Source organism: Spongiimicrobium sp. 3-5 (assembly GCF_046557915.1).
Classification (GTDB): domain Bacteria; phylum Bacteroidota; class Bacteroidia; order Flavobacteriales; family Flavobacteriaceae; genus JBHEBG01.
Window position 1 is genome coordinate 755,915 of sequence record NZ_JBHEBG010000001.1, and the last position, 16,092, is coordinate 772,006.

Below are 16,092 nucleotides of genomic sequence, written 5' to 3' on the forward strand. Positions count from 1 at the left end.
TTTTCTGTTAAACCAACTACCCGGTCCATTTTAAATACTTGTAAAGCCAATTTACAGGCTTTGCAAAAGGACTACTGGTCAATTAAAATCGATGATGCACATCAAAACCATAAACTGGTGATTTCAAATCTTTGCAACGGACCATTTGGTTTGTAAGCAACGGCTTTGGATGATTGACTTTTACTTTGTAAAGGAAAGCAAAATCAAAGAATCAAACATCGTCATAGTCCACCTTTAAGGTAGGTGTCAGCGGATGGGCCTGGCAGGTAAGAATCAACCCTTCTTCAATTTCACCATCGGTAAGAATCTGATTTTTCACCATTTCTACTTTACCCTCAACCACCCTGGCAATACAGCTACTGCATACTCCGCCCTGGCAAGAGTAAGGGGCGTCTATATTTTCCTTTAAAACGGCATCCAGAACCAAGGTTTTCTTATCCATATCCAATGAATAGGTTTCGTCATCCACTACAACGGTAACCTGGGTCTTTCCTTCAAGATCTTCCGCAATGGTATCTACGGTTTCCGAGGAGGTGAATAGTTCGTGGTGTATTTTTTCCTTTGCTATTCCTGCATTTTGTAGCGCATCGGACACCGTATTTATCATGGGTTCTGGCCCACAAAGATAAAAGGCATCAAAGGACGTATCTTTAAATTTATTTTTTACGATATAGTTTACCGTTGACCCATCTACACGGCCAAACAATGAATCTTCTTCTTGTGACTTGCTGTAAACGTATTGCACAAAAAACCTATTGGTATATTTTTTTTGTAATTGCTTTAAGTCCTTTAGAAACATGGTTTCCTTAAGATTCTGGTTCCCGAAAACCAAAGCGAACGTACTGTTTAAATGACTCCCCAAAACTGTTTGCGCAATACTAAGAATAGGTGTAATGCCGCTTCCTGCGGCGAAGGCGGCAACATGATGGGCGTTATTTGTGGGCTCAAAAACAAATCTTCCTTCAGGAGGCATTACCTCTAGGACATCACCTGCTTTAATCTCCGAATTTGCGTAAATAGAAAATGCACCTCCCGCTACTTTTTTTACACCAACGGTAATCTCATTGGCCGTTGGAATAGATGAAACGGAATAGGCCCTTCGGAGCTCGGCTCCATTAACTGTATGCTTAATGGTTATATATTGCCCCGAAAGAAAAGAAAATGTATTCTTTAAATGGGTCGGGATCTTAAACGAAATGGCTACCGAATTTGGGGTCAATTGTTCAACGGCGGAAACTGTTAAGGAATGAAAATCACTCATCGTTCAAATTTTGTGCAAAACTAGGAAAGGATTGTCTAATAAAAATGGTAAAGTCAAAAAAATAGCTTCTCCACGTAACAAAATTTATATTTGTTCCACTAACCAAATGAAAATAGCTGTTCCCAAATGCTGAAACACTTTATTACCTTTCAATGGAAGTCCTTTATGAGATCGGCAAGTCTGGGAAAAGACACTGCCGTTAAACTAATAATGGCATTCTTTGCGGTTTATATGCTTGGCACTTTGGCATTGTTAGGGGCAATGAGCTACCCAGCCCTGCAGAAACTGTTCCCGAACGTGGACCCAATGCTAATGTTTAACCGCTTTGTAATCTATTGGTTTTTAGGGGAGTTATTTTTTAGATACTTTATGCAAAAACTGCCTGTTTTGGATGTAAAGCCGTTACTGGTGCTTCCGGTAAGTAAAAGCATTATTTCTCATTTTGTTTTAATCAGGTCCGGATTATCTTACTACAATTTTTTAGGACTTTTTCTTTTTACACCCTTCGCAATAGTCCTTTTATTAAACGATTATCCTGCACTGAATACGTTAATATGGTTGTTTTCCATGGGTTGTATTGTAGTTGCTGTAAATTATCTCAATTTCATTATTAATAAAAGCGATAAGATACTGCTGTTAATAGCGGCCACTGTTGCCTTGTTATACGCAATGGAGTACTTTCAGGTAATATCAGTCTCACAAGTAGCGGGCAAGCTTTTTTATTCCTTCTATCAAAATCCGATCTATTGCCTAATCCCTTTGTTCCTGGCCATTTTGGTTTACCGCCTCAATTTTGGACATTTAAAAGGGAGGGTTTTTCTAGACGACTCCCTAGGGGAGAAAACCAAGGATGCCATCACCTCCGATTTGGCTTGGACAAGGCGTTTTGGTGATATAGCCCCGTTTTTACAGCTAGATCTAAAATTGATTTGGAGAAACAAACGTACCAAGGTGCAAACATTTATGTCATTGGCCATGGTTTTCTATGGCCTGGTTTTCTATAGTATGGATGATTGGCCCATTACTTCGCCATTGTTTGTATTTGTCGGGATTTTTGTGACAGGAATTTTTCTAATGAATTTTGGGCAGTTTATACCGGCATGGGACAGTGAATATTATAGTATGATGATGTCTCAGAACATTCCTTTACGAAAATATCTAGAATCTAAGGCCGGTCTTATTGCCGTTAGTGTGGCAGGTATGTTTCTATTGTCTATTCCCTATGTTTACTTTGGGTGGCAGGCCCTTGCCATCAATTTTAGTTGCGCCTTATACAATCTGGGAATAAACATACCATTAATACTGTTCTTTGGATCCATGAACAAAAAAAGGATAGATCTTACCAAAAGCGCACTGGGCAATCTGCAAGGATCCAGTGCCACACAGTTTTTGGTAGGGATCCCTCTTTTTGGAATTCCTATGGTCATTTATTTGGGGTTTTATTATCTGGTTTCCATAGAAGTAGCACTCTCTGTGCTGGCAGGGCTGGGTATTTTAGGATTTGCGTGTAGAAAATTACTCTTAGATAAAATAACCGCGGTTTATCGTGGAAAAAAATATGCCATGATTGCAGGGTTTAAAGAAAAAAACAGTTAAAAGGTTGGTATGATAGCTACAGAAAAGCTTGTAAAGAAATATGGAGCACAAATGGCTTTGAACATAACGGATTTAACTATTCCTATTGGACAGAGTTTTGGGTTGGTTGGAAATAATGGTGCCGGAAAGACTACTTTTTTTAGTTTGTTGCTGGATTTGATAAGGCCAACCATGGGAGAAATAGTCAATAATGGTATACCGGTACAAGCAAGTGAGGCATGGAAACCTTTTACATCGGCCTTTATAGATGAAACATTTTTGATAGGATACCTAACCCCAGAAGAGTATTTCTACTTTATTGGAGAATTGCGTGGACAGAACAAGGCAGATGTTGACAATTTATTGCAGGGTTTCGAGGATTTTTTCCATAACGAAATCTTAGGTCAGAAAAAATATTTAAGGGATCTCTCCAAAGGAAATCAAAAGAAGGCAGGTATTGTGGCCGCTCTTATCGGTAATCCAAAGGTAGTGGTCTTGGACGAGCCATTTGCTAATTTGGATCCTACCACGCAGATAAGACTAAAGGAGATTATTAGAAATCTCACCCAAAATAAGGAGGTAACCGTTTTGATATCTAGCCATGACCTTATGCATGTTACGGAAGTCTGCGAACGTATTGTGGTGCTCAATAAAGGTGAAATAGTTAGGGATATCCAAACCTCGGAAGAAACACTAAGGGAATTGGAGACCTTCTTTGGAGGATAAACCCGTCAGGTTTCCAAAACCTGACGGGTTTGAGGGTTTGATTATTGCGGAGCCATGGGGGTGAAGAAAAACTCTTCCCGAGTAATTTTTCCATTTTCTACCTGGTATAGACAGATTTCTTCAATATTGGTTCTTGGAGCACCCTTAAATGTAATGTCCAATTTCATGGATATGCTAAAAAATTTATCGGCTACCAAAGGATCGGAGACTTCCATCCCGTGTATTTCTTCCACCATATTGTTAAATTCTTCCGTCTTTTGCTGTACGGCACTAAGCCCCCTGGCTTCTTTTTGTGGGGAGCCATCGGGTTCAATACTTACAATATCATTGTGGTAAAGCGTACTAATGGCTTCCGAGAATTGTCCTTGTCTACATAGGCCTACTAATTTATCGGCCACATCTTGTGTTGTCATGTTTTTGTTTTTATGATTAATAAATAAATATGGATTACTTATATAAATGCCTTGTTAAGGTACTCGTTTAATGGTTTTATAGCGCTAAAATGACTCAAAATTTCGTCCGCTAGTTTTTTGGAACCATAGAAGGGCAGCAAGGGAAATTCGGCCATGGCATAAAACTGTTTGTTGTAGATTAGATCGGTTTGGTCCGCTACTCGGAGAAACTCCTTGTCTAACCGCTTTGCCTTTTCTCCTTTTATAATCCCAAAGTTTTGTTTAAAATCAGGAGTCGTGGTAATTTTTACCAATTCTTTCGGTTCGTGGGCTATATGCGCCCTTACTTTTTTAAGTTCGGGAGGCCTAAGCATAAACAGCCCGCCACCGACATGTACATGTTCTGCATCAATACCCAGATAATAACCCGGTAACACTGATTTTTTACCATTAGGCGAAAATCCTGCTTTTAGCAATATATGATAAGGCGTTTTATCTTTTGCAAACCTAACATCTTTGTTTATGCGAAACATGGCTTTTTTTGCTTCGGGAATCATTCTCTTGTCCCAATCCATTAAAGAGGGGATCAATGCATTTAGGAGTTCCAAAAAAGGAGCTTTTGCATCGTCTTCATACCTTTTCTTATTTGCATGGAACCACTCCTTATTATTGTTGTGTTGCAACTCCTTAAAAAACGCGCTGTAGGCGGATGTAATCATTTTGTGTGCTTTATTTTTTGCTATCCTGAAGCATTATCCATTCCTTAACTACTGATTCTAGGGCTTCTTTTTTGTTTTCAATGTCTTGCATATCCTTAAACCGAGCCACTCTGGCCTCTTTTCCATCACCCTCTAACAACCCATGGGCATTGTTTAATAATGCACCCTTGTGGAACATTAAGCTTACAAATTTTTTTGCGTTGAAAAAAAAGGAAGCAATGTTTCCCTTGTACATAAAGGTGGGACTTTTCCATTTTATGGCCTCGGTAATACGGTCATCCGTTTTCAGGATAATGTCTCTTACTTCTTTAATTTCTTTGTTTAGCGGATGGTCTTTCGTTTTCAAAAAAGCATCTACTTCCGGATTTGTTTTATGTGCCATAATCACTGTTTTCGAGTATTTTCTTAAGACGCTTTAAATCTTTTTTATTGGCCTTGCGCATAGCAAGGGACATAAAAGGTACAAACAGTTTTGAAAACCCCTTGGGATTGCCTCTATTTCTAAGGCTCATAAATGTGCTGTTATCTCCTGTGGCTTTCCATTCGTAGCTGGTTTCCATAGGAAATGGGCCATTGGCTGTTTGCATTACCAATCTTTTGAGGGGAACAAATTCCACCACCTCATAGGTGTAAACAAGTTCCTTGCCAAGGAAATGTGCCTTATAAGCAATCTTAGTGCCCATGCCCATAGGTTTTGGGGTTAACCATTCGGTAGATTTTATATTAGCATACCATTCCATGGCATTGTCGGGGTTTGCAGAGTATAAGGCTACCTCATTGTGTTTGCAAGAAATCTCAATATGGGTAATTACATCCACCATTACTTTGGATCATTTGGTTTCATTAGTTGCAATGCTTTGGCTGTAAGTTCCTCCCATTGCCCACTATAAGTTGCTTCCACTTCAAACCAACCTGCTAACGGACCTTTATTTTTAAAGGGGTTAAATGGCTTCGTTGGAACCGTGATATTTGATGGGGAATAAGACTTTCCCAATCGAAAAACCATTTTGTCTTCTTTAGACAGAAAGGCGAACACCTTACCGTTATAATGTATTGCCGGAGCACTCATCATTTTGCCTTTGGTTACCCCAGGGTATTGGCTACAAAACAGGTTCCGCAACGTTTCGAACTTTTCAAATGACATGGTAAATCGTTATCGTATCCTTCAAAGCTACAAAAGGCACTCCTGGTTTCAGAAGGGCAAATAAGACACTTTAAAGGGTTGATTGTGCCAAAAGAAAATATTAAATTTGAGGGAGACCTAGAAATTCTGATGAGGTTGGCCATGGCAGGTTAAGAAGGCAATTTACATCATTCAAACTTTTGTAGGATAGCACGGTTAACAAACAAATTATGAAACACGTTAGTATATTGGTGCCAAAAGGCAAGTCTGTTCTAAGCAGTATTGTGGGCCCGTACAAGATTTTTAAGGCCGCAAACAAATTTTTGATCAATACCGGCAAAGAAACGCAAGACTTTTTTGACGTTCATTTGGTGGGCATAGAAAAAGACTCGGTTTTGTATGATGGAGCGTTCAGCATACATTGCGATAGTGTTTTGGAGGATATCGAAAGAACCGACCTTATCATAATTCCCGGTTTTAAACCGGAGAAACTACCAGAACAAATACAGAAGAATTATGATTTTATTCCTTGGATAAAACACCAACGAAAAATGCATAATACCGAAGTGGCCAGCCTATGCCTTGGGGCCTTTGTTCTGGCCGAAACCGGACTGGTAGATGGCAGGCAATGTGCCACGCATTGGGCAGGAACCGATATCTTAAAAAAAATGCACCCCAAAATCAGTGTTGTCTCTAGCAAAGTGGTTACGGACGAAGATGGGGTATATACCAGTGGAGGTGCGTATTCCTTTCTTAATCTTGTGCTACATTTAATAGAAAAGTATTGTGGCAGGGATACCGCCATATTTATCTCCAAATTTTTTGAGATTGAGATCGATAGGGAAAACCAAAATCAATTTGCCATATTCCAAGGGCAAAAAGACCATGAGGACGATACTATTAAAATGGCCCAGATTTTTATAGAGGGCAATGTTGAAAAAAGGATTTCGGTAGAGAAACTGGCAGAAAAATACGCGATAAGCCGAAGAAATTTTGTGAGACGTTTTAAAAAAGCCACACAGAATACCCCCTTGGAATATATTCAACGGGTAAAAATGGAAGCTGCCAAAAAAAGTCTAGAATCTACTCAGAACAATGTCGCCGAAGTTATGTTCGGTGTTGGTTACTCGGACCAGAAAGCCTTTAGGACCGTTTTTAAGAAGCATGCAGGGCTTTCCCCAATTGCCTACAAGAGCAAGTACAATAGGGGTTTGGTAGATTTTGAGAACCCAACAACATGGTAAACTTGCCAATAAAATAAAAGGTATTGGTCATGGGTTAATTAATGATGGGGTGACACCGATTTTAACCCCAAATAAAAATAAACTTAATTTTACCGTCCAACTGTATAATAATCCCGTTGTTTTGCAGTTAAGATTACGTAAGAATACCTAAGAATTTTGAAGCTTCGTCTTAAACTAATTTTATCGGGCATTACGGTAGTGGTCTTGTTCAATGCATGCTCCACCAAAAAAGATGCGTTCGTAAACCGTAACTGGCATGCACTGAACACCAAGTACAATGTGCTTTACAATGGAAATATAGCCTTCGAGGAAGGCCGTGAGGAATTAAACGCCTCTTACCAAGATAACTATTGGGATATTTTACCCGTAGAACGTTTGGAAGTAAAGGACGAGATAAAGCTCGATTCCGAAAACAATACCCCTCAATTTTTACTTGCCGAGGAAAAAGCCACCAAGGCCATACAAAAACATAGTATGGATATTAAGGACGAAGAGCGCAATCCGCAAACCGATGAGGCATTCTTGTTGTTGGGGAAAGCACGCTACTTTGATCAGCGTTACATACCCGCTTTGGAGGCCTTTAACTATGTATTGCGCAAATACACTCAGAGCGATAAGCTTAATGAGGCCAATATTTGGCGAGAGAAAGTGAATATTAGGCTAGAGAACGAGGAATTGGCCATTGAAAATTTTAAACGCCTTTTTAAATACGAAGCATTAAAGGATCAGGAATATGCCGATGCGCGCGCAATGATGGCACAGGCATACATTAATTTAAATGTTCCGGATACTGCTATACAGCAACTAAAAATTGCATCGGCCTACACCAAAAAGAATCCCGAAAAAGGAAGATATTATTTCATAATAGGACAGCTATACAATCAGCTTGGTCATAAGGACAGTGCCAATTATGCTTTTGATAAGATTATTGACCTTAACAGAAGATCGCCTAGGGTTTATATGATCAATGCCCATTTAAAAAAGGTTCAGAACACTGAAATTACGGAGGAAAATAAGGAAGAACTTTTAGAGCACCTTACCGATCTTGAGGAAAACCGGGAGAATAGACCTTTTTTGGATAAAATCTACAGGCAGATTGCCGAATATCATTTAGCAGAGAACTCGGATAGCTTGGCAATATTGAATTTTAATAAATCGCTTAGGGCCACACGGAATTCTCCACAATTAAATGCGCTGAATTATGAAAATTTGGCAGAATATCATTTTGACGAAAACGATTATAAGGTTGCAGGGGCCTATTATGATAGTACCTTGACCAACTTAGCGGAGAACACAAAAAAGTATCGGGCCATTAAGAAGAAGTTCGATAATTTGGAAGATGTTATTGCTTATGAGGACGTTGTGCAGCACGCAGATAGCGTTATTACATTGTATTACAAACCCAAAGAAGAGCAAGTAGCTTATTTTGAAGCCTATATTGCCGAGATTAAGGCCGCTGCGGAGGCTGCGGCCCTTAAAGAAGAAAAACGCCTTAATGCCGGTATAGATGCTTTTGCGGAGACCAAGGGAGGCAAGGCAAATAAGGGTAAGTTCTATTTCTACAATATTACTAGTTTGGGATATGGAAAGACCGACTTTAGAGGTAGGTGGGGAGAACGTACCTTGGAAGATGATTGGCGTTGGTCTAACAAGACCAGGGCTACAATCGCCAGTGGTACAGATATAGATTTCGCCTCGGGGACAGGCGATGCGGATATACCCGTTACCGAAGAACAAAAATATTCGGTGGATTTTTATATGGACAGAATACCAACGGATATTAAAGTCATTGATAGTCTTGTGACCGAGAGAAATTTTGCCAACTACCAGTTAGGACTTATCTACAAGGAGAAGTTTAAAGAAAACTTTTTGGCCGCCAATAAGTTGAACGATGTTCTTAAATCCAACCCCGAGGACCGACTTATATTGCCCTCCAAATACAATCTCTATAAAATTTACGAAGAAATGGAAAGTCCTTTGGCTGCTGGCATGAAGGATGATATTATTAAAAACCATTCCGATTCTCGTTACGCCGAAATTTTACTTAACCCACAGGCCGTGCTGGCAGATAATCAAGACAGTCCGGATGCCAGATATTCGCAGCTCTATAAATTGTACGAAGAGCAAGAATTCTTAAAAGTGATTACAGGGGCCGAAGAAAATATAAACAAATACACCGGTGATGAAATAGTGCCCAAATTTGAGATGCTAAAAGCCAATGCCTTGGGCAGATTACAGGGGTACGAGGTTTTTAAGGAAGCCTTGAACTATGTGGCCCTAAACTACCCCAATAACCCGGAAGGAAAAAAAGCACAGCAAATGGTAGCAGAACAGCTACCCAAATTGGAGCCAAAAGAATTCTCTACAGAGACCGGATCTTCTGGAAGCGGTAACTGGAAAGTAGTTTTCCCATTTAAGGTAAGGGATAACAAGGAAGCCCTAGAACTGAAGGAACTATTGGAAAAATCCATTAAAGAGCTTAAGTATAGAAACATAGTTTCCAAAGATATTTATAGTTTGGAAGATCAGTTTGTAGTGGTACACGGGTTTAAGTCCAAAGACTTTGCTCTGGGCTATGCCGAACTTCTAAAAATTAACAAGGATTATAAGGTTGATAATGAGAATTTTGTAATTTTGTCTTCCAACTATAAAGTTGTCCAAGTACATAAAAACCTGGACATTTATAAAAAGGAAATCTTAACCCCAAAACCATAGAATAATGTTTTCTGATAACAAAAAACCTCGTACCATGACAGAACTAGGCGGACAACCCAACAGAATTGAAAAGAATACAAAGATCAAAGGAGATATCATTTCCGAAGCAGATCTTAGAATCGATGGAAAATTAGATGGTAATGTAAAAACTTCCGGAAAAGTTGTCATCGGTAAAGGTGGCTACATACACGGAAAAGTAGAATGCGTAAATGCGGATATAGAAGGTAGCTTCAATGGCGAACTTTTAGTTTCCGATCTTTTATCCCTTAAGGCCTCAGCGGTTATAGAGGGTACCGTATCCGTTACAAAATTGGCCGTAGAGCCTGGAGCCACGTTTAATGCATCTTGTACCATGAAAGGCAAGGGAGGTGTTTCCACTTCCTCATCTAGTAGTACTACCACTTCTAGCTCGGCTTCTTCTGCAAGCAGCGGAAGCAGTTACAAACAGCCTTTGAGTACTAGCACTAGTGGATCAGCAAAAGCTTCCTAAAAAGAATCCGTTAAACGCATACGCTAAGTTTTCGGGTATTGCCATTCAAATGATTGTAATCATTGGTCTGGGCAGCTGGGGCGGTGTAAAATTAGATGAAAAATATCCCAACGAATATCACATATTTACCTTAATTTGTTCTTTGGCATCTGTAGCAATTGCCACGTATATGGTAATTAGGCAGGTGTCCAATACTTCAAACAAATAAATAAGAATTTATGATCAAGGAAATTGGGGGGTATTTACTTAAGCTTTTGGGGTTCTCTCTTTTGCTATTTGCAGTTCATTATTATGTGCTTTTCCAGTTCTTTACGGGAATTTTATATTTTCCCCTTTGGGAGATATACCTTTTTAATGCCATCTTGGTTTTAGCGGTATATGGGTTACTTAGATATTATAGCGATAAAAATCAGAATATGTTTAAGTTGTTTCTGATACTGACTACGGTTAAAATGGTATTGGTTATAGTGTATTTACTGCCTTTGTTCCTTAAAAAATCGGAGCATATACAGCTAGAAGTCTTTAATTTTTTTATCGTGTATTTCGTATTCCTCGCCTTTGAAATATTAGCCTTAAATAATTTTCTTCAAAAATCATAAATAAACAAAAAAATATAGTTTGCCAATTGATTTAATGTGTGTACATTTGCAGCGAATTTTTCAGAGGGGTTTTAAATCAAAATTTCAATGCAGGTCAGTACATTCAAGGCATTTTTAACGGTTGTATTCTTTTCGGTTTTTAGTATAGGTTTTGCATTTTCGTCCTCATCCGATTCGGACGAAAAACCTTTCGACACCAATGAATTAATTTTTCATCATATCACGGACAGCCACGGATTTCATGTGGCAGGGGATATATCCGTTCCCTTACCGGTAATATTATGGACAGATAATGGGCTGGTAATGTTTTTGTCCAATGAGTTTCACCACGACGTGGAAGGTAAGACCATTGTAGAAAAAGGAGGTCAGAAGTTTGTAAACGTACACGAGAAGATATATCAATTGGATGGTGGCGCAACTACTGTGGCCTTTGATGCGGAGAACCACCCAACAAACGCCAAGAGGCCTTTGGATCTTTCCATTACCAAAAATGTGTTCTCCATGTTTTTGTCCATGTTTTTGATTGTATTGATATTTACCACAGCGGCAAGATCCTACAAAAAATCTGCCACCAACATGCCCAGTGGCATTGGAAAGTTTTTGGAACCAATCATTGTGTTCATTAGAGATGAGGTAGCCATACCCAATATAGGGGAACATAAATATCACAGGTATATGCCGTTTCTATTGACCCTGTTTTTCTTTATATGGATCAATAACATTTTTGGCCTTATTCCATTTTTCCCGTTCAGCAGTAACTTAAGTGGTAATATTGCCTTTACAATGACATTGGCCGTGATTACCTTTGTAATTACCTTGTTCAGCAGTAAATCTTACTACTGGAAACATATATTCTGGATGCCAGGGGTACCTGTTTACATGAAATTGTTTTTGGCACCTATAGAATTTCTTGGGATATTCATTAAACCCATGGCCCTTATGATACGTTTGTTCGCCAATATTACTGCGGGGCACGTAATTGTACTGAGCCTTATATCATTAATATTTGTTTTAAACAGTATATGGGTATCACCCGCCTCCGTAATATTCACTGTATTCATCAGTGTAATAGAGGTGTTGGTAGTAGCCATACAAGCCTACATATTTACCATGCTTTCGGCATTGTACTTTGGGCAAGCATTAGAAGAAGAACATTAATTAATTTTTTTAAATACTTTAAACTATGAGTTTAGCATTATTACAAGAGGCAACGGCAAGCTACGGAGCATTTGCTGCTATTGGAGCAGGACTTGCAGCTATCGGTGGTGGAATCGGTGTTGGTAAAATTGGTGGAGCTGCTATGGAAGCCATGGCACGCCAGCCAGAAATGCAAGGGAAACTACAAGGTGCTGCAATTGTACTTATCGCTTTTATCGAGGCGGTAGCACTTTTCGCAGTGGTTGTTTCTTTCTTAGCAATGAGCGCATAAAGGTTAAGGTACAGCGGTTGGCTGTACCTTAATTTTTTTAAAATTAATTAGAAAAAACATCCTATGGACAATCCGTTAGTATCACCCGAATGGGGCCTTATATTCTGGACATCGCTTTCCTTTTTGATTTTACTTTTCATTTTGAGGAAGTTTGCATGGAAACCAATTCTTAGTTCGGTTAATGAAAGAGAGCGTTCTATAAAAGATGCTTTGGCCGAAGCAGAGAATGCCCGTAAGGAAATGCAAAACTTGCAGGCCGATAACGAGCGCATTCTAAAAGAAGCTCGCGCAGAGCGAGAAGCTATGCTTAAAGATGCCAGGGACATGAAAAATAAAATTGTTTCCGATGCCAAAGAGCAGGCCCAGGTAGAAGCGGATAAAATGATAAAACAGGCACAAGCAGCTATTGAAAGCGAAAAGAAAGCTGCGGTTACCGATATCAAAAACCAAGTGGCCGACCTTTCCGTGGAAATCGCCGAGAAAGTGTTAAAAGAACAACTGTCCAACAAAGACAAGCAGTTAAAGCTTGTAGAGAATATGTTGGGCGACATTAAGTTAAACTAATACGGATATGAACGAGTCTAGAGCGGCCATACGATACGCAAAAGCAACCTTGGACCTTTCTGTGGAAAGCAAGGCCAGCGAAGCGGTGGAAAAGGACATGAGAACCGTGGTAAAGACCATTTCCGATAGCAAAGAACTACAAGAACTCCTTAAGAGCCCTGTAGTGAAAGGCAGCATCAAGAAAAACGCATTATTGTCCATTTTTAAGGGAAGCCATGCCATAACGGAAGGCCTGATCACTACCTTGACCAGCAATAAAAGAGTTTCCTTGTTGAACGAAGTTGCTTTAAAATATATAATCCTAAACGAACAGTTAAAAGGGGAGAATGTGGCTTATGTAACCACTGCTGTGCCCATAACTGCGGATCTGGAAAAAAGTGTGCTTAAAAAAGTAAGCGAACTTACAGGAAACAAAGTAAGCCTAGAGAATAAAATTGATGAAAGTATTATCGGAGGTTTTGTACTTAGGGTAGGCGATTTGCAATACGATGCAAGCATCGCCAATAAATTGAATGGCCTAAAAAGAGAATTTACAAATAGTCTATAATCCAAACTTAGGTTTCGGATTATCTAATACAATCAGACAAATGGCAGGAATAAAAGCCGCTGAAGTATCAGCAATATTAAAAAAACAATTATCAGGATATGAAGCTACCGCTTCTTTGGATGAGGTAGGAACAGTTTTACAGGTAGGTGATGGTATCGCTAGGGTATATGGCCTATCCAATGCCCAATATGGGGAATTGGTAGAATTTGAAGGCGGTCTTGAAGGTATTGTTCTTAACCTAGAAGAAGATAATGTTGGGGTGGTATTGTTGGGACCTTCCAAAGAGATCAAAGAAGGAGCTACTGTAAAGCGTACCCAGCGAATTGCCTCCATCAACGTAGGCGAGGGTATTGTTGGTCGTGTTGTAGATACTTTGGGAACACCAATCGATGGTAAAGGCGCACTTACAGGTGAACTATATGAAATGCCATTGGAGCGCAAGGCACCAGGGGTTATTTTCCGTCAGCCGGTAAACGAACCATTGCAAACAGGTGTAAAAGCTATAGATGCGATGATTCCGATTGGAAGGGGTCAGCGCGAATTGGTGATCGGAGATAGACAGACCGGTAAGACTACGGTTTGTATCGATACCATATTAAATCAAAAAGAATTTTATGATGCAGGAGAGCCTGTTTACTGTATTTATGTTGCCATAGGACAAAAGGCTTCTACAGTAGCCAATATTGCAAAAGTATTGGAAGACAAAGGCGCTTTGGCCTATACCACAATTGTAGCTGCCAACGCTTCCGATCCTGCACCAATGCAAGTATATGCACCGTTTGCAGGAGCGGCTATTGGAGAATATTTCAGGGATACAGGTCGCCCAGCACTGATTATATACGATGATCTTTCAAAACAAGCAGTTGCGTATCGGGAAGTTTCTCTTTTGTTGAGGAGACCACCAGGGCGCGAGGCCTATCCTGGGGATGTTTTCTACCTTCACTCCAGATTATTGGAGCGTGCTGCAAAAGTAATTGGAGACGATAGTATAGCCAAGAACATGAACGATTTGCCAGAGCCATTGAAACCTTTGGTAAAAGGAGGAGGTTCTCTAACCGCTTTACCAATTATTGAAACACAGGCAGGTGATGTATCTGCATACATCCCTACCAACGTAATTTCCATTACGGACGGACAGATATTCTTAGAGCAAGATTTGTTCAACCAAGGAGTTCGGCCTGCGATCAACGTGGGTATATCAGTATCCCGTGTTGGTGGATCTGCACAGATCAAATCCATGAAAAAAGTGGCAGGAACACTTAAATTGGATCAGGCCCAGTTCCGTGAATTGGAAGCCTTTGCCAAGTTTGGATCAGATTTGGATGCCGCTACCTTGAACGTAATTGAAAAAGGACGCCGTAATGTTGAAATACTGAAACAAGCGCAAAACGATCCTTTTACGGTAGAAGATCAGGTAGCCATCATTTTTGCAGGATCCAAGAACTTGCTACGCGATGTTCCGGTAGAGCAGATAAAGGGCTTTGAAAGAGATTTTATCGAATACCTAAACACCAAACATAGAGATGTCTTGGACACCTTAAAGGCAGGGAAGCTTACCGATGAGGTTACGGATACGTTAACCGCGGTTTGTAAAGATCTGGCCAGTAAATATCAAGATTAATCCGAATTCTTAATAACAAGGAATGGCGAATTTAAAGGAAATACGCAATAGAATAGCATCGGTATCTTCTACCATGCAGATTACAAGTGCCATGAAAATGGTATCTGCTGCCAAGTTGAAGAAAGCGCAAGATGCTATTACCGCTATGCGACCTTATTCTGATAAGTTAACAGAGCTATTGCAAAGTTTAAGTGCCAGTTTGGATGCCGATGCGGGGAGTAAATATTCTGACAATAGGGAAGTGAACAAAGTATTGGTCGTTGCCATAACTTCAAACAGAGGGCTATGTGGCGCTTTTAATACGAACATAATTAAGCAGAGTTTATTACTTAACGAAGAAACGTATAAAGATCAGCAGGTAGATTTCCTTACCATAGGGAAAAAGGCCAATGACAGCTTAGGGAAAAAGCATAATGTTACGGCCAATCACAGTGAAATTTTTGATGATCTTACTTTTGAGAACGTTGCTGCCATAGCGGAAGACTTAATGGAATTATTTGCCAATGGCACCTATGATAGGATTGAGATTGTTTATAATAAATTCAAAAATGCCGCTACACAATTGGTGATGACAGAGCAATTTTTGCCTATTGTTCCAGAACAAGGAGAGGAGTCAACCAATACGGATTATATTTTTGAGCCTTCTAAGGTGCAAATTATAGAACAGCTAATACCGAAGTCCTTAAAAACACAACTGTTTAAGGCGGTACGCGATTCTTTTGCCAGTGAACATGGCGCTAGGATGACGGCCATGCATAAGGCAACCGATAACGCCACCGAAATGCGAGATCAATTAAAGCTTACGTATAATAAAGCAAGACAAGCGGCTATCACCAATGAAATTTTAGAAATTGTTGGTGGTGCGGAAGCACTCAACAATTAGGCGGAGCCAAATAGCAAAGAGCGAAGCACTCAACAATTAGGCGGAGCCAAATAGCAAAGAGCGAAGCACTCAACAATTGGGCGGAGCCAAATAGCAAAGAGCGAAGCACTCAACAATTAGGCGGAGCCAAATAGCAAAGAGCGAAGCACTCAACAATTGGGCGGAGCCAAATAGCAAAGAGCGAAGCACTCAACAATTAGGCAA

General features: G+C 39.9%; 19 protein-coding genes. 13 read left to right on the plus strand and 6 right to left on the minus strand.

Annotation, left to right across the window (positions count from 1 at the left end; translation table 11 throughout):
• Nucleotides 1–211: 211 nt before the first annotated feature.
• Nucleotides 212–1,261: a 2Fe-2S iron-sulfur cluster-binding protein gene (locus ACEQ81_RS03310; RefSeq protein WP_411029423.1), complete on the minus strand. Its 1,050-nt coding sequence runs from the start codon at nucleotides 1,259–1,261 to the stop codon at nucleotides 212–214.
• A gap of 126 nt (nucleotides 1,262–1,387) precedes the next feature.
• On the opposite strand from ACEQ81_RS03310, the gene ACEQ81_RS03315 reads away from it, so the two are divergent.
• Together ACEQ81_RS03315 and ACEQ81_RS03320 are read left to right on the plus strand one after the other, a co-directional pair.
• A complete protein-coding gene (locus ACEQ81_RS03315) occupies nucleotides 1,388–2,857 on the plus strand; it encodes a DUF5687 family protein (RefSeq protein WP_411029424.1) in 1,470 nt (489 codons plus the stop codon).
• A gap of 9 nt (nucleotides 2,858–2,866) precedes the next feature.
• Entirely contained in the window at nucleotides 2,867–3,562 is a 696-nt protein-coding gene (locus ACEQ81_RS03320) for an ABC transporter ATP-binding protein (protein ID WP_411029425.1), read from the plus strand.
• 41 nt (nucleotides 3,563–3,603) lie between these two features.
• Here ACEQ81_RS03320 and ACEQ81_RS03325 read toward each other — a convergent pair whose 3' ends face one another.
• From ACEQ81_RS03325 to ACEQ81_RS03345, 5 genes are read right to left on the minus strand one after another with little or no spacing between them, the layout of a single operon-like run.
• A complete protein-coding gene (locus tag ACEQ81_RS03325; protein WP_411029426.1) occupies nucleotides 3,604–3,975 on the minus strand; it encodes a SnoaL-like domain-containing protein in 372 nt (123 codons plus the stop codon).
• Between the two features lie 38 nt (nucleotides 3,976–4,013).
• Nucleotides 4,014–4,673, minus strand: a complete 660-nt coding sequence (locus ACEQ81_RS03330) for a DUF2461 domain-containing protein (RefSeq protein WP_411029427.1) — start codon at nucleotides 4,671–4,673, stop codon at nucleotides 4,014–4,016.
• A gap of 10 nt (nucleotides 4,674–4,683) precedes the next feature.
• Nucleotides 4,684–5,055 (minus strand): DUF1801 domain-containing protein, encoded by a 372-nt coding sequence (locus ACEQ81_RS03335; RefSeq protein ID WP_411029428.1) that lies wholly within the window; start codon nucleotides 5,053–5,055, stop codon nucleotides 4,684–4,686.
• On the minus strand, nucleotides 5,045–5,494 hold the full coding sequence (locus ACEQ81_RS03340; protein ID WP_411029429.1) for an SRPBCC family protein: 450 nt from the start codon (nucleotides 5,492–5,494) through the stop codon (nucleotides 5,045–5,047). Before ACEQ81_RS03340 ends, ACEQ81_RS03335 begins: the two co-directional genes overlap by 11 nt.
• Complete coding sequence (locus ACEQ81_RS03345) at nucleotides 5,494–5,817, minus strand: hypothetical protein (RefSeq protein WP_411029430.1); 324 nt, start codon at nucleotides 5,815–5,817, stop codon at nucleotides 5,494–5,496. The genes ACEQ81_RS03340 and ACEQ81_RS03345 overlap by 1 nt, the downstream gene beginning before the upstream one ends.
• 209 nt (nucleotides 5,818–6,026) lie before the next feature.
• Between ACEQ81_RS03345 and ACEQ81_RS03350 the strand changes: the two genes are divergently transcribed.
• From ACEQ81_RS03350 to atpG, 11 genes are all read left to right on the plus strand, one after another.
• The gene (locus ACEQ81_RS03350) at nucleotides 6,027–7,040 is read left to right on the plus strand and encodes a GlxA family transcriptional regulator (protein WP_411029431.1); all 1,014 of its coding nucleotides are present in this window, start codon (nucleotides 6,027–6,029) and stop codon (nucleotides 7,038–7,040) included.
• Between the two features lie 156 nt (nucleotides 7,041–7,196).
• On the plus strand, nucleotides 7,197–9,755 hold the full coding sequence (locus ACEQ81_RS03355; protein WP_411029432.1) for a tetratricopeptide repeat protein: 2,559 nt from the start codon (nucleotides 7,197–7,199) through the stop codon (nucleotides 9,753–9,755).
• Nucleotides 9,756–9,759: 4 nt separating this feature from the next.
• The gene (locus ACEQ81_RS03360; RefSeq protein ID WP_411029433.1) at nucleotides 9,760–10,245 is read left to right on the plus strand and encodes a bactofilin family protein; all 486 of its coding nucleotides are present in this window, start codon (nucleotides 9,760–9,762) and stop codon (nucleotides 10,243–10,245) included.
• Nucleotides 10,223–10,453: an AtpZ/AtpI family protein gene (locus ACEQ81_RS03365; protein WP_411029434.1), complete on the plus strand. Its 231-nt coding sequence runs from the start codon at nucleotides 10,223–10,225 to the stop codon at nucleotides 10,451–10,453. Before ACEQ81_RS03360 ends, ACEQ81_RS03365 begins: the two co-directional genes overlap by 23 nt.
• 10 nt (nucleotides 10,454–10,463) lie before the next feature.
• Complete coding sequence (locus ACEQ81_RS03370; protein ID WP_411029435.1) at nucleotides 10,464–10,844, plus strand: hypothetical protein; 381 nt, start codon at nucleotides 10,464–10,466, stop codon at nucleotides 10,842–10,844.
• Between the two features lie 87 nt (nucleotides 10,845–10,931).
• On the plus strand, nucleotides 10,932–12,002 hold the full coding sequence (gene atpB, locus ACEQ81_RS03375; protein WP_411029436.1) for a F0F1 ATP synthase subunit A: 1,071 nt from the start codon (nucleotides 10,932–10,934) through the stop codon (nucleotides 12,000–12,002).
• Nucleotides 12,003–12,027: 25 nt separating this feature from the next.
• Nucleotides 12,028–12,273 carry an ATP synthase F0 subunit C gene (gene atpE, locus ACEQ81_RS03380; protein WP_411029437.1) on the plus strand — a complete coding sequence of 82 codons (246 nt, stop codon included), beginning with the start codon at nucleotides 12,028–12,030 and terminating at the stop codon, nucleotides 12,271–12,273.
• A 63-nt stretch (nucleotides 12,274–12,336) separates the two neighbouring features.
• A complete protein-coding gene (locus ACEQ81_RS03385; protein WP_411029438.1) occupies nucleotides 12,337–12,837 on the plus strand; it encodes a F0F1 ATP synthase subunit B in 501 nt (166 codons plus the stop codon).
• Nucleotides 12,838–12,844: 7 nt separating this feature from the next.
• On the plus strand, nucleotides 12,845–13,384 hold the full coding sequence (gene atpH / locus ACEQ81_RS03390; RefSeq protein WP_411029439.1) for an ATP synthase F1 subunit delta: 540 nt from the start codon (nucleotides 12,845–12,847) through the stop codon (nucleotides 13,382–13,384).
• A 40-nt stretch (nucleotides 13,385–13,424) separates the two neighbouring features.
• Entirely contained in the window at nucleotides 13,425–15,005 is a 1,581-nt protein-coding gene (atpA, locus tag ACEQ81_RS03395; RefSeq protein WP_411029440.1) for a F0F1 ATP synthase subunit alpha, read from the plus strand.
• 22 nt (nucleotides 15,006–15,027) lie between these two features.
• On the plus strand, nucleotides 15,028–15,888 hold the full coding sequence (gene atpG / locus ACEQ81_RS03400) for an ATP synthase F1 subunit gamma (protein WP_411029441.1): 861 nt from the start codon (nucleotides 15,028–15,030) through the stop codon (nucleotides 15,886–15,888).
• The last annotated feature ends 204 nt before the right edge of the window (nucleotides 15,889–16,092 follow it).

Bases quoted from the DNA above. Each gene is read 5' to 3' on its own strand.
- ACEQ81_RS03310 (WP_411029423.1), bottom strand. From the start codon at position 1,261: ATGAGTGATTTTCATTCCTTAACAGTTTCCGCCGTTGAACAATTGACC.
- ACEQ81_RS03315 (WP_411029424.1), top strand. From the start codon at position 1,388: ATGCTGAAACACTTTATTACCTTTCAATGGAAGTCCTTTATGAGATCG.
- ACEQ81_RS03320 (WP_411029425.1), top strand. From the start codon at position 2,867: ATGATAGCTACAGAAAAGCTTGTAAAGAAATATGGAGCACAAATGGCT.
- ACEQ81_RS03325 (WP_411029426.1), bottom strand. From the start codon at position 3,975: ATGACAACACAAGATGTGGCCGATAAATTAGTAGGCCTATGTAGACAA.
- ACEQ81_RS03330 (WP_411029427.1), bottom strand. From the start codon at position 4,673: ATGATTACATCCGCCTACAGCGCGTTTTTTAAGGAGTTGCAACACAAC.
- ACEQ81_RS03335 (WP_411029428.1), bottom strand. From the start codon at position 5,055: ATGGCACATAAAACAAATCCGGAAGTAGATGCTTTTTTGAAAACGAAA.
- ACEQ81_RS03340 (WP_411029429.1), bottom strand. From the start codon at position 5,494: ATGGTGGATGTAATTACCCATATTGAGATTTCTTGCAAACACAATGAG.
- ACEQ81_RS03345 (WP_411029430.1), bottom strand. From the start codon at position 5,817: ATGTCATTTGAAAAGTTCGAAACGTTGCGGAACCTGTTTTGTAGCCAA.
- ACEQ81_RS03350 (WP_411029431.1), top strand. From the start codon at position 6,027: ATGAAACACGTTAGTATATTGGTGCCAAAAGGCAAGTCTGTTCTAAGC.
- ACEQ81_RS03360 (WP_411029433.1), top strand. From the start codon at position 9,760: ATGTTTTCTGATAACAAAAAACCTCGTACCATGACAGAACTAGGCGGA.
- ACEQ81_RS03370 (WP_411029435.1), top strand. From the start codon at position 10,464: ATGATCAAGGAAATTGGGGGGTATTTACTTAAGCTTTTGGGGTTCTCT.
- atpB (WP_411029436.1), top strand. From the start codon at position 10,932: ATGCAGGTCAGTACATTCAAGGCATTTTTAACGGTTGTATTCTTTTCG.
- atpE (WP_411029437.1), top strand. From the start codon at position 12,028: ATGAGTTTAGCATTATTACAAGAGGCAACGGCAAGCTACGGAGCATTT.
- ACEQ81_RS03385 (WP_411029438.1), top strand. From the start codon at position 12,337: ATGGACAATCCGTTAGTATCACCCGAATGGGGCCTTATATTCTGGACA.
- atpH (WP_411029439.1), top strand. From the start codon at position 12,845: ATGAACGAGTCTAGAGCGGCCATACGATACGCAAAAGCAACCTTGGAC.
- atpA (WP_411029440.1), top strand. From the start codon at position 13,425: ATGGCAGGAATAAAAGCCGCTGAAGTATCAGCAATATTAAAAAAACAA.
- atpG (WP_411029441.1), top strand. From the start codon at position 15,028: ATGGCGAATTTAAAGGAAATACGCAATAGAATAGCATCGGTATCTTCT.